This is a genomic window from Achromobacter sp. FW305-C-13 (genome assembly GCF_058783475.1).
Map to the genome: position 1 here is coordinate 1,299,526 of NZ_JBYSYN010000002.1, position 12,738 is coordinate 1,312,263.

Consider the following 12,738-nt stretch of genomic DNA (forward strand, 5'->3'; position numbering starts at 1 on the left):
GGCGCGCAAAGCGCGCGGGCGCAACGTGCCGGCGGCGAAGGCGGGCAGACGCGGACAGATGCCGCCATCAGGCGGCAGTGCGGCGCCGACTTAGTTCGCGGGCGGTGCGCGCGGCTGGGCCGCGCTCCAGGCATGAAGGGGATTGGCCGCCAGGAAGAACAGCGGCGGGTAGGTGATGGCGCGGCCGACGGGGGCGGGCACCACGGGCACGGGGGCAGGCAGGATGCCCACGTCAGCCTGAGGGTTGCGGCAAAGCGGGCAATGGTGGCCGTCGCCATGGGCGTCGGCCTGCGTGTCGTCGCTGCCGTCGCGCTGCACTTCCAGCGTCAGGGTGGACGGCGCTTCGCCTTCGCTGGCGCAGTAGTCGACGCTGATGCGGTGGGCGTGGTGGCCGCCCGGAGACAGGCTCAGGGCATGTGCAAGCGACGGCGCCAACGACGCCCACAGGATCGCGGCAAGCGCGATCCACAAGGTGGGGCGGGTCAGGAAGGAAGCGAAGCACATGGAGCCGGATTATATCGGAGCAGATCGGCGGTCCGCACGCGAAATCCCGGCCCGCCTGCGGCATTTCGCCGCAGGCTCAGACCGACAGGTGCCGCCGCACGTCTTCGCCGTCGATGGCGCTGCGGTCGCCGCTGGCCACCACTTCGCCGCGTGACAGGACGACGAACTGGTCCGCCAGTTCGCGGGCGAAATCGAAATATTGCTCGCACAGCAGGATGGCGATGTCGCCGCGTTGGCGCAGCATGTGGATTACCCGGGCAATGTCCTTGATGATGGACGGCTGGATGCCTTCGGTGGGTTCGTCCAGGATGATGAGCTTGGGTTCGGCCACCAGCGCCCGCGCGATCGCCAGCTGTTGCTGCTGCCCGCCGGACAGGTCGCCGCCGCGCCGCGACAGCATGCTTTTCAGCACCGGGAAGAGCTCGAACACTTCTTCCTTGATGCGGCGCGCCCGCGACGCCGGCCGGGTCGCCATGCCCATCAGGATGTTTTCCTCGACGGTCAGCCGGGCGAAGATGTCGCGGCCCTGCGGCACATAGGCCATGCCGCGCGCGGCGCGCTGGTGGGGGGCCAGGCGCGTGATGTCCGCGCCGTCGAACACGATACCGCCGCTGGCGACCGGCAGCACCCCCATCACGCATTTCAGCAGCGTGGTCTTGCCCACGCCATTGCGGCCCAGCAATGCCAGGCACTCGCCCTGGCGCACCGACAGCGATACGCCGCGCAGCGTGTGGCTGCCGCCGTAGTATTGGTTGATCGTGCTTACGTCCAGCATCTCAGCGCCCCAGATAGACTTCGATCACGCGCGGGTCGGCCTGCACCTTGCTCATCGGCCCTTCGGCCAGCACCGAGCCCTCATGCAGCACCGTCACTTTGCCGTCGCCCGCGATCTGGTTGACGAAATCCATGTCGTGTTCGACCACCATCAGCGAATGCCGTCCGCGCAATTCGTTCAGCAGTTCGCCGGTGCGTTCGGTCTCGGCGTCGGTCATGCCCGCCACGGGTTCGTCCAGCAGCAGCAACTGGGGTTCCTGCATCAGCAGCATGCCGATCTCCAGCCACTGCTTCTGGCCATGCGACAGCAGGCCGGCGGGCCGCCACACCTCGGGCCGCAGCCGGATCAGATCCAACGTTTCGCCGATCTTGTCGGCTTGTTCGCCGGTCAGCCGCGAGAACAGCGTGGGCCGCACGCGCTTGTCGGTCTTCATCGCCAGTTCCAGGTTTTCGAATACGGTGTGCTGTTCGAACACCGTGGGGCGCTGGAACTTGCGGCCGATGCCCGCATGCGCGATCTGCGCCTCGTTCAAGGTCGCAAGGTCGATGCTCTGGCCGAAGAAGGCGGTGCCCGCCGTTGGCCGCGTCTTGCCGGTGATGACGTCCATCATCGTGGTCTTGCCCGCGCCGTTGGGGCCGATGATGCAGCGCAGTTCGCCCACGCCGATGTCCAGCGTCAGATCGTTCAGCGCCTTGAATCCGTCGAAGCTGACGGTGATGCCTTCCAGGTACAGGATGGCGCCGTGGCTGGTGTCCAGGCCTTTGGGGCTGACGCGGCCGTATCCGGCTTCGCCGCTGGGGCCGCCGTCCAGCATGGCGGATTCGGTGTGCGTGCTGGTCATGCCTTGTTCTCCTGGAAGCGGGCCGCCACGCGGCGGGCCAGGCCGACGATGCCGGTGGGCAGGAACAGCGTCACCAGCACGAAGATCAGGCCCAGCGCGTACAGCCAGTACTCGGGCAGCACGCTGGTGAACCAGGTCTTCAAGCCATTGACCGCGCCCGCGCCGATGATGGGGCCGATCAAGGTGCCGCGCCCGCCGGTGGCCACCCAGATCACCATTTCGATGGAGGTCTCGGTGGACATCTCGCTGGGGTTGATGATGCCCACCTGGGGCACGTACAAGGCCCCCGCGATGCCGCACAGCACGGCCGACAAGGTCCAGACGAAGAGCTTGAAGCCCAGCGGGTCGTAACCGATGAAGCGCAGCCGGCTTTCGGAGTCGCGCACGGCGGTCAGCACGCGGCCCAGCTTCGATTGCGTGACCATGCGTGCCACGACCAGGGCGCCTGCCAGCGCCGCCAGCGTGATCCAGTACAGCGTGGCGCGCGTGCCGGGCGCAGTGATGTCGAAGCCCAGGATGCGCTTGAAGTCGGTAAAGCCGTTGTTGCCGCCGAAGCCCGTGTCGTTGCGGAAGAACAGCAGCATGGCGGCGAACGTCAGCGCCTGCGTGATGATCGAGAAGTACACGCCCTTGATGCGCGAGCGGAAGGCGAAGTAGCCGAAGACAAACGCCAGCACGCCCGGCACCAGCACCACCAGCAGCATGGCGTACCAGAAGTGCTCGGTAAAGGACCAGTACCAGGGGTAGCGCTTCCAGTCCAGGAACACCATGAAGTCGGGCAGGTTGCTCTGGTAGACGCCGTCGCGGCCGATGGCGCGCATCAGGTACATGCCGTGCGCATAGCCGCCCAGCGCGAAGAACAGGCCGTGGCCCAGCGACAGGATGCCGGCGTAGCCCCACACCAGGTCCAGCGCCAGCGCAGCCATCGCGTAGCACATGAACTTGCCCAGCAGCGCCACGGCATAGGCTGACACGTGCAACGCGTGTCCGGGCGGGAAGACGAGGTTCAACAGGGGCAGCAGCGCAAGCAGCGCGACGGCCACGGCCAGCGCCGTCCAGACGCGGCCCGAGAACAGGGGACGTCGGGCCAGCAGGTTCAGATCGGTCAGCGCGGTCTGTTTCATTCAACGCTCCGGCCGCGGGGGGCGAACAGGCCTTGCGGCCGTTTTTGGACAAACAGCACGATGAGCACCAGGATGGTGATCTTGGCCATGACGGCGCCCGCGTAGGGCTCCAGGAATTTGTTGACACCGCCCAGGCCCATCGCCGCGATGACGGTGCCGGCCAGCTGGCCCACGCCGCCCAGCACCACCACCATGAAGGAATCGACGATGTAGCCGCGGCCCAGGTCGGGGCCCACGTTGCCCAGCTGCGACAGGGCCACGCCGGCCAGTCCCGCGATGCCCGAACCCAGCCCGAAGGCCAGCATGTCCACGCGCCCGGTCGGCACGCCCACGCAGTCGGCCATGCGCCGGTTCTGCGTGATGGCCCGTACGAAGAGACCCAGCCGCGTGTGGTTCAACAGCACCCACACCAGGAACACGACGAAGAATGCGAAGCCGATGATCACCAGGCGGTTGTAGGTCAGCACCAGGCCGCCCAGCACCGTGATCCCGCCCGACATCCAGCTGGGGTTGCCCACTTCCACGTTCTGCGCGCCGAATAGCGTGCGTACGCCCTGCATCAGCATCAGGCTGATGCCCCAGGTGGCCAGCAGCGTTTCCAGCGGGCGGCCATAGAGCCAGCGGATGACGGTGCGTTCCAGCGCCATGCCGACCAGCGCGGTCACGACGAAGGCCAGCGGCAGCGCCGCCACCACATACCAGTCCAGCCAGCCCGGCAGCCAGGCGCGGAACAGCGTCTGCACCACATACGTCACATAGGCGCCGATCATCAGCAGTTCGCCGTGCGCCATATTGATGACGCCCATCAGGCCGAAGGTGATGGCCAGCCCCAGCGCAGCCAGCAGCAGCACGCTGCCCAGGCTGATGCCGTAGAAAAGGTTGCCCGCCCATTCGATGGTGGCCAGGTGGCGGTCGATCCGCTTCAAGGCGTTGGCGGCGGCTTCGCGCACGCCGGCATCGGCTTCGGCGTATACGCCGCCTTGTTCCTGCGTCAGCGCGGCAAGCGTGGGGCGGAAGGTGGCATTGCTGGTGGCGCCCAGCAATTCGACGGCATGGCGCCGCTTGGCCGGGTCGGCGCTCTTCAATTCCAGATTGGCCTGCGCGATCAGCAGCGCGTCGCGCACGGCCTCGTTCTTTTCGGATGCCAGCGCTTTTTCCAGCATGGGCAGACGGGCGGGATCGCCGGTCTGCTGCAGGCGTCGGGCGGCGTCCAGGCGTTCATTGGGCTTGTCGGAGAACAAGCGGGAACCTGCCAGCGCGGCCTCGATGGCGCGGCGCAGGCGGTTGTTGATGGTGACGGTGCCGACGCCTGCGGGCAGGTCGACGGCCGCGCCGGTGGCAGGATCGGTGGCGCGCGTGCCGCCCGCGCCGATTAGCACGCGGCCGTCGGCCGTCGCATACAGCTGGTCATTGCCCAGCGCTTGCAGGACGGCTGCCGCGCCGGGATCAGGCAGTTGGCCCAACGCGGCAATCGCTTGCAGCTTGGCGTCGGTGTCGTCGCCGGCCAGCGGCGCAAGCAGGGCCGGATCCACGCCGGCCGCGGCCGCCGGGGCGGTCAGCAGCGGCATGGCAAGCAGCCACGCAAGAAGGGAACGACGCAAGAAGCGTGTGATTGCCGCGATGAGCATGGCTGCTGTTTCCCTTAGAGGCCTTGCTTGCTTTCGTTACCCGGGATGTACGGGCTCCAGGGTTGGGCGCGGATCGGGCCCTTGCTCTTCCACACCACGTTGAACTGACCGTCCGCCTTGATCTCGCCGATGTAGACCGGCTTGTGCAGGTGGTGGTTGGTCTTGTCCATTTCGATGGTGTAGCCGTCCGGCGCGTTGAACTTCTGGCCGCCCATGGCCGCGATCACCTTGTCCACGTCGGTGGTCTTGGCCTGCTCGACGGCCTGCTTCCACATGTGGATGCCGACGTAGGTGGCTTCCATCGGATCGTTCGTCACGACCGTGCTGGAATTGGGCAGGTTCTTCGCCTTGGCATAGGCCTTCCACTTCTTGATGAATTCCTCGTTGACCGGGTTCTTCACCGATTCGAAGTAGTTCCAGGCGGCCAGGTGGCCGACTAGCGGCTTGGTGTCGACGCCACGCAGTTCTTCTTCGCCCACCGAGAACGCCACGACCGGCACGTCGGTGGCCTTCAGGCCGGCGTTGCCCAGTTCCTTGTAGAAGGGCACGTTCGAGTCGCCGTTGATGGTGGAGATGACGGCCGTCTTGCCGCCCGTGGCGAACTTCTTGATGTTGGCTACGATGGTCTGATAGTCGGAATGGCCGAAGGGGGTGTAGACCTCGTCGATGTCGCTGTCCTTGACGCCCTTGGAATGCAGGAAGGCGCGCAGAATCTTGTTGGTGGTGCGCGGGTAGACGTAGTCGGTGCCCAGCAGCACGAAGCGCTTGGCGCCGCCGCCGTCTTCACTCATCAGGTATTCCACGGCGGGAATCGCTTGCTGGTTGGGCGCGGCGCCCGTGTAGAACACGTTCTTCTCGAGCTCTTCGCCTTCATACTGCACGGGATAGAACAGCAGCCCGTTCAATTCCTTGAACACCGGCAGCACCGACTTGCGCGATACCGAGGTCCAGCAACCGAAGACGACCGCCACCTTGTCCTGCGACAGCAGTTGGCGCGATTTCTCGGCGAACAGCGGCCAGTTCGACGCGGGGTCCACCACCACGGCTTCCAGCTTCTTGCCCATCACGCCGCCTGCGGCGTTGATTTCGTCAATGGTCATCAGCGCAACGTCCTTGAGCGACGTCTCCGAGATGGCCATCGTGCCCGACAGGGAATGCAGGATGCCGACCTTGATGGTGTCTTCGGCGGCGAATACCTGCGGCATCCACCCGGACATGGCCAACAGGCTCAAGGCGGTCAGTTGCTTTACGGCTAGTCTGCGATTCATGGTGACTCCTGGATGGAATGTGCCGGCGTGGCCGGCAGGAACGATCTGAACAACACCCGACAACCTGGACTTCAAAGCAAAAGGCGTGCCAAGTGCGCAGGCAGGGTCATGCCGCTGTATGAAGAGGGGGTGTTTACGCGAATGCGCAGGGCGGCCGCTTGGCGGGCGTGCCCGGATCAAAACAGTGCCGCATGCACAAAACAGGTGCGGCGCCTGCCCGCTTGCGGTGCGCGCGTGGCCGTGCTGATTCCCCCGGCAAACCGCGTTTCACGCGTTCTTGCGGGCCGCCTCAGAGGGGAAATGGAAAAGCCGGCCAACATGGCACGGCGATTGCTTGGGAATCCGTACTTGTATACAAGAAAGGATTCCAGCATGAATGCCGCAGCAACGCAGAAGCACCCCGTCGGTTGGACGATTGCGCAATGGCAGGCCGCCTATCGCGAAGGCGGGGCGCAACCCGAAACGCTGCTGGGGCACTACGCCGCCACGCCTGACGATCCGGCGGACAACGCCTGGATACGGCGGGTAGACCGCGACACGCTGGACGAGCAGCTGGAAGGGCTGCAGCTGCTGCGGGAAGCCGCTGGCGGCGACCTGGCGCGCCTGCCGCTGTATGGCGTGCCATTCGCCATCAAGGACAACATCGACGCCGCAGGCTGGCCGACGACGGCCGCATGCCCCGAATTCGCGTACACGCCGGGCGAGGACGCGACGGTGGTGCAGCGCCTGCGGGCCGCCGGAGCCATCCTGGTCGGCAAGACCAACCTGGACCAATTCGCCACAGGCCTTGTGGGCACGCGTTCGCCGCACGGCGCCGTGGCCAATACCTTCAACCCTGACTACGTCAGCGGCGGATCCAGTTCCGGGTCGGCGTCGGTGGTGGCGCGCGGCCTGGCGGCGTTCTCGCTGGGAACGGATACCGCGGGTTCGGGCCGCGTGCCGGCGGGGTTCAACAACATCGTCGGCTTGAAGCCGACCAAGGGCTGGTTCAGCACGGCGGGCGTGGTGCCCGCCTGCCGCACGCTGGATTGCGTGTCGATCTTTGCGTTGACCGTGGCCGACGCCGCGCTGGTGGCGGAAGTGGCCGGCGGCATTGACGAGCGCGACCCGTATTCGCGCGCCATGCCGGGCGGCGCGTCGCTGCCGTGGCCCACGGCGCCCCGGATCGCAATCCCCGCCACGCTGGAATTCTTTGGCGACGCGCAAGCCGCCGCCGTCTTCGACGATGCCGTGCGCGCCTTGCAGGCCGCCGGCGCGGAAGTGGCCACCATCGACTTCGCGCCGTTCAACGAGCTGGCCGCGCTGCTGTATCAAGGGCCGTGGGTGGCCGAGCGTTTCGCCGCCGTGGAAGCGTTGTGGAAGGACACACCGGACGTCATCAACCCCGTGGTGCGCGGCATCGTGGAGCAGGCGGCGAACTACAGCGCGCTGGACGCCTTCAAGGCCGAGTACCGCCGCGCCGAACTGACGCGCCAGATCCATCAGGCCCTGGCGGGGTTCGACGCACTGGTCGTGCCGACCTCCCCCTCCATCTACACAATCGCCCAACTGGAGGCCGATCCGGTCACCTTGAATTCGCGGCTGGGCGTCTACACCAACTTTGCCAACCTGGCCGACCTGTCGGCGCTGGCGGTGCCGGCGGGCATGCGCGCTGACGGCTTGCCGTCCGGCATCACGCTGATCGGTCTGGCGTGGCAGGACCGCGCGCTGGCGCAGTTCGGCAAGCTTTGGCAAGCGCAGCGCGGTCTGCCGTTGGGCGCCACCGGCGCGCCGCTGCCTGCCGGCATCGCCGCCAGTCAGGCGCCGGCGGACACGATACGCGTGGCCGTGGTGGGCGCCCACTTGACGGGCATGCCGCTGAACCACCAGCTGACGTCGCGCCATGCGGTATTGGCCGAGAAGACCCGCACGGCCGCCGACTACCGCCTGTACGCGCTGGCCAACACGACGCCGCCCAAGCCCGGCCTGGTCAAGTCCGAATCCGGTGCGCCCATCGAGGTCGAGCTCTGGGATGTGCCGGTGACGGCGTTCGGCGCCTTCGTCGCCGAGATCCCCGCGCCCCTGGGCATCGGCACGCTGGAGCTGGAAGACGGCCGCCTGGTCAAGGGATTCATCTGCGAACCGCGCGGCCTGGCGGGTGCGCGGGACATCACCGCCTTTGGCGGCTGGCGCGCCTACCTGGCCAGCCTGAACGCCACCCCCCGATAACTGCCAGACCCTAAGGGAGTCGCATCGTGTTCGATACCGTTCTGATTGCCAACCGCGGCGAAATCGCCGTACGCGCCATCCGCACCCTGAAGCGGCTGGGCATCCGCAGCGTGGCGGTGTATTCCGACCCCGACCGCAACGCCGCGCACGTGCGCGAAGCCGACGTGGCCGTTGCGCTGGGCGGCGAGAAAGCCGCCGACAGCTATCTGCGCATGGACCTGCTGCTGGTCGCGGCCCGCGAGCACGGCGCGCAGGCCATCTATCCCGGGTACGGGTTCTTGTCTGAAAGCGCGGAGTTCGCCGACGCTTGCGAAGCCGCGGGCATCGCCTTCGTGGGCCCCACGCCGTTGCAGATCCGCGAGTTCGGTCTGAAGCACCGGTCGCGTGAATTGGCGGCGCAAGCAGGCGTGCCGATGACACCCGGCACGGGCCTGCTGGCCAGCCTGGGCGAAGCGCTGACGCAGGCCGAGCGCATCGGCTATCCGGTAATGCTCAAGAGCACTGCGGGCGGCGGCGGCATCGGCCTGTCGCGCTGCGAGAACGAGGCCGAGCTGACGGTGGCGTTCGACAGCGTGCAACGCATGGGAGAACACTTCTTTCGCGACGGCGGCGCGTTCATCGAACGCTATGTGGATAACGCGCGGCACGTGGAAGTGCAGATCTTCGGCGACGGCGCCGGACGCGTGCTGGCGCTGGGCGAGCGCGACTGCTCGGTGCAGCGGCGCAACCAGAAAGTCATCGAAGAAACGCCAGCGCCCCTGCTGCCTGCTGCGACCCGCAAGGCGCTGCTGGCGGCGGCCGTACAGCTGGGTGAGTCCGTGAACTACCGGTCGGCCGGCACGGTGGAATTCATCTACGACCCGGCACGCGACAGCTTCTATTTCCTGGAGGTCAACACGCGGCTGCAGGTGGAGCACCCGGTGACGGAAGCCGTGACGGGCCTGGACCTGGTGGAATGCATGCTGCGCGTGGCCGCGGGCGAACCGCTGGACCTCGCCGCCATGTCGCGCGCGCCGCAAGGCGCATCGATCGAAGTGCGGCTGTACGCCGAAGACCCGCTGCGCCAGTTCCAGCCGTCGCCCGGGGTGCTGACCGATGTGTCCTTTCCCGACGGTGTGCGGGTGGATGGCTGGGTCGCCACCGGCACCGAGGTGCCGGCCTTCTATGACCCCATGCTGGCCAAGCTGATCGTGCATGCGGAATCGCGCGAGGCCGCGCTGGACAAGCTGGCGGACGCGCTGGCCCGCACGCGGCTGCACGGCATCGCCACCAACCTGGACTACCTGCGCCAGATCGTGGCCGACGAACGCTTCCGCGCGGGCAAGCTGTCCACGCGGTTCCTGGAAAGCTTTGCCTGCCGGCCGGCCGCCATCGAAGTGCTGGAGGCCGGCACCTACACCAGCGTGCAGGACTACCCGGGCCGCGTCGGCTATTGGGATATCGGCGTGCCGCCTTCCGGCCCGATGGACGACTACGCGTTTCGCATGGCCAACCGCATCGTCGGCAACGCGCCGGACGCCGCGGGCATCGAGGCCACGCTGGTCGGCCCCACGCTGCGCTTTCATGGCGACACCATCGTGGCGCTGACGGGCGCCGAGTGCGCCGCCACGCTGGACGGCGAGCCGGTGCCGATGTGGCAGCCCATTGCTGTGCGCTCGGGCCAGGTGCTGGCCACCGGCCGCGCGCTGTCGGGGTGCCGCAGCTATCTGGCCGTGCGCAATGGCCTGGACGTGCCGGTCTACCTGGGCAGCCGGTCGACGTTCGCGCTGGGCCAGTTCGGCGGCCACGCCGGGCGCACGCTGCGCGTGGGCGACATGCTGCCGGTGGTGCGGCCGGAACTGAGCGACGGGCAAGCGCCCGCGGCCGCGCCGCAGGCAGCGCCGGCCGACATGATTCCCGTCTACGGCAACACGTGGCAGATCGGCGTGCTGTACGGCCCGCATGGCGCCCCGGACTTCTTCCAGCCCGAAGCCATCGAGACCTTCTTCGCCGCCGATTGGGAGGTGCACTACAACTCCAACCGGCTGGGCGTGCGACTGATCGGTCCCAAGCCCACCTGGGCCCGCGAGAACGGCGGCGAGGCCGGCCTGCACCCCTCCAACATCCACGATTGCGAATACGCCATCGGCAGTATCAATTTCACGGGCGACAGCCCCGTTATCCTGACGCGCGACGGTCCCAGCCTGGGCGGCTTTGTCTGCCCCGTCACGATTGCGCGGGCCGAACTCTGGAAGGTGGGGCAGGTCAAGCCGGGCGACCGCATCCGCTTCGTCCGCATCGACTACCCGCAGGCCGTGGCGCTGGAAGCGGCGCAGGACCAGAGCGTGGCCGCGCTGTCGGCGGCGGCGCCGGCTGTGACCGAGCCGTCGCCGGTTCCCGCTACGGTATCCGAGACTATCGTCGCGGCGTTGCCGGCGGCGGGTTCGCGCCCCTCCGTGTCGTACCGCCAGGCGGGCGACGGTTACCTGCTGCTGGAGTACGGCGACAACGTGCTCGACCTGGCGCTGCGCATGCGCATCCACCTGCTGATGGAAGCGCTGAACGCCGACCCGATCGCGGGCGTTCAGGAACTGTCGCCCGGCGTGCGGTCGCTGCAGATCCGCTACGACAGCCGGTTGATCCTGCAAGGCGCGCTGATCGCGCGCCTGCTGGAAATCGAGGAAGGCCTGGCCGACGTGGCCACGCTGAAAGTGCCCACGCGCGTGGTCTACCTGCCGATGGCCTTCGAGGATTCGGCCACCCTGGGCGCCGTGCAGCGCTATCAGGAAACCGTGCGCGCCAGCGCCCCGTGGCTGCCGAACAATGTGGACTTCATCCAGCGCATCAATGGCCTGGCCAGCCGCGATGATGTCCGCGACATCGTGTTCGACGCCAGCTATCTGATCATGGGCCTGGGCGACGTGTACCTGGGCGCGCCTTGCGCCGTACCGATCGACCCGCGCCACCGCCTGCTGACGTCCAAATACAACCCCGCCCGCACCTTCACGGCCGAGGGCACGGTGGGTATCGGCGGCGTGTACATGTGCATCTATGGCATGGACTCGCCCGGCGGTTATCAATTGGTGGGCCGCACGCTGCCCATCTGGAACAAATTCCTGAAGAACCCCGTGTTCCAGGACGGCAAGCCCTGGCTGCTGCGCTTTTTCGATCAGGTGCGCTTCTATCCGGTGACGGAGGCCGAACTGGACGTGTTGCGCGAAGACTTCCGCGAAGGCCGCGCCACGGTCCGCATCGAGGAGGAAGTGTTCGACTTCGCCGCGCACCAGCGCTTCCTGGAGGATCAGGCCGATAGCATCGCCGTGTTTCAGACGCGCCAGAAGAGCGCCTTCGACGCCGAAGTGGCGCTGTGGAAAACCGAGGATGCGGTGGTGGAGCTCGCCGTCGCCGAACCCGAGGCCGAGACAGCGCTGCGCGACGGCGAAAGGCTGGTCAGCGCCGACATGTGCGGCAACATCTGGAAGATCCCCGTCCAGGTGGGCCAGAGCGTATCCGCGGGCGACACGCTGGTCGTCGTCGAGGCGATGAAGATGGAGCTATCCGTCATCGCCCCGGCCTCGGGCACCGTCACGGCCATTCGCTGCGTGCCGGGCAAGCCCGTGAATGCGGGCGATCCGCTGATCGTGCTGGCCGAAGACGCCACCTGCACCGTGGCCGGATGATGCGCCTGGAATCCGTACAGGTCAGCCCGGCCATCCGGCAGGCGCCGGCGCTGGCCGGGTCGCTGGCCGACCAGGTCTACCAGCGCATCAAGGATGACCTGTTCGACTTCCGCATGCTGCCGGGCGAACGCTTCACCGAGGCCGATCTGGTGGCGCGGCTGGGGGTCAGCCGCACGCCGGTGCGGCTGGGCCTGGTCCGGCTGGAACGCGAAGGCTTTGTGTTGGCGCGCCCGCGCAGCGGCTGGCAGGTGCGGCCGTTCGACTTCGAACGTTTCGAAGCGCTCTATGACGTGCGCGTGGTGCTGGAGCAGGCGGCGGTCGACAAGCTGTGCGCGCGGGAAAACATGGACGACGCCGGCATCCTGGGCGCGTTGACCGACGTGTGGCTGGTGCCGCCGCCGCAACGCATCCTGGATGGCAGGCTGGTGGCGCAGCTGGACGAGGCGTTCCATTGTTCGCTGGTAGCCGCCGCCGGCAACCCCGAGATGGCGCAGATCCACCGCGACGTCACCGAGAAGATCCGCATCGTGCGGCGGCTGGACTTCACCAAGGATTTCCGCGTGGATGCCACCTACGACGAACACGCCGCCATCCTGCGCGCCGTGTTGGCGCGCCGCGCGGACGAGGCCACGCGGATGCTGCGTTCGCATATCGAAATGAGCAAGGCCGAAGTGCGCAAGATCACGCTGCACATGCTGCACGAGGCCAGGGAAACCGGGGTGGGGGGATGA

Annotated in this window: 9 protein-coding genes; 3 read left to right on the plus strand and 6 right to left on the minus strand. The window is 67.3% G+C overall.

From position 1 onward, the window contains the following. Nucleotides 1-90: 90 nt before the first annotated feature. From AC3WMU_RS17335 to urtA, 6 genes are all read right to left on the minus strand, one after another. Nucleotides 91-504, minus strand: coding sequence for a DUF2946 domain-containing protein (locus AC3WMU_RS17335; RefSeq protein WP_492282732.1), 414 nt, complete (start codon nucleotides 502-504; stop codon nucleotides 91-93). Between the two features lie 76 nt (nucleotides 505-580). After that, nucleotides 581-1,279 carry an urea ABC transporter ATP-binding subunit UrtE gene (urtE, locus tag AC3WMU_RS17340; RefSeq protein ID WP_492282733.1) on the minus strand — a complete coding sequence of 233 codons (699 nt, stop codon included), beginning with the start codon at nucleotides 1,277-1,279 and terminating at the stop codon, nucleotides 581-583. A gap of 1 nt (nucleotide 1,280) precedes the next feature. Further along, the gene (urtD, locus tag AC3WMU_RS17345) at nucleotides 1,281-2,120 is read right to left on the minus strand and encodes an urea ABC transporter ATP-binding protein UrtD (RefSeq protein ID WP_088589558.1); all 840 of its coding nucleotides are present in this window, start codon (nucleotides 2,118-2,120) and stop codon (nucleotides 1,281-1,283) included. Then, nucleotides 2,117-3,244: an urea ABC transporter permease subunit UrtC gene (urtC, locus tag AC3WMU_RS17350; RefSeq protein WP_492282734.1), complete on the minus strand. Its 1,128-nt coding sequence runs from the start codon at nucleotides 3,242-3,244 to the stop codon at nucleotides 2,117-2,119. Before urtC ends, urtD begins: the two co-directional genes overlap by 4 nt. Then, the gene (gene urtB / locus AC3WMU_RS17355) at nucleotides 3,241-4,872 is read right to left on the minus strand and encodes an urea ABC transporter permease subunit UrtB (RefSeq protein WP_492282735.1); all 1,632 of its coding nucleotides are present in this window, start codon (nucleotides 4,870-4,872) and stop codon (nucleotides 3,241-3,243) included. The genes urtC and urtB overlap by 4 nt, the downstream gene beginning before the upstream one ends. Before the next feature lie 14 nt (nucleotides 4,873-4,886). Then, on the minus strand, nucleotides 4,887-6,140 hold the full coding sequence (gene urtA / locus AC3WMU_RS17360; RefSeq protein WP_035212331.1) for an urea ABC transporter substrate-binding protein: 1,254 nt from the start codon (nucleotides 6,138-6,140) through the stop codon (nucleotides 4,887-4,889). Nucleotides 6,141-6,512: 372 nt separating this feature from the next. Between urtA and atzF the strand changes: the two genes are divergently transcribed. The 3 genes from atzF to AC3WMU_RS17375 are packed head-to-tail and all read left to right on the plus strand — an operon-like array spanning nucleotide 6,513 to nucleotide 12,738. After that, on the plus strand, nucleotides 6,513-8,348 hold the full coding sequence (atzF, locus tag AC3WMU_RS17365) for an allophanate hydrolase (protein WP_492282736.1): 1,836 nt from the start codon (nucleotides 6,513-6,515) through the stop codon (nucleotides 8,346-8,348). 26 nt (nucleotides 8,349-8,374) lie between these two features. Next, nucleotides 8,375-12,007 (plus strand): urea carboxylase, encoded by a 3,633-nt coding sequence (gene uca, locus AC3WMU_RS17370; protein WP_492282737.1) that lies wholly within the window; start codon nucleotides 8,375-8,377, stop codon nucleotides 12,005-12,007. After that, the gene (locus AC3WMU_RS17375; RefSeq protein WP_006222654.1) at nucleotides 12,004-12,738 is read left to right on the plus strand and encodes a GntR family transcriptional regulator; all 735 of its coding nucleotides are present in this window, start codon (nucleotides 12,004-12,006) and stop codon (nucleotides 12,736-12,738) included. The genes uca and AC3WMU_RS17375 overlap by 4 nt, the downstream gene beginning before the upstream one ends.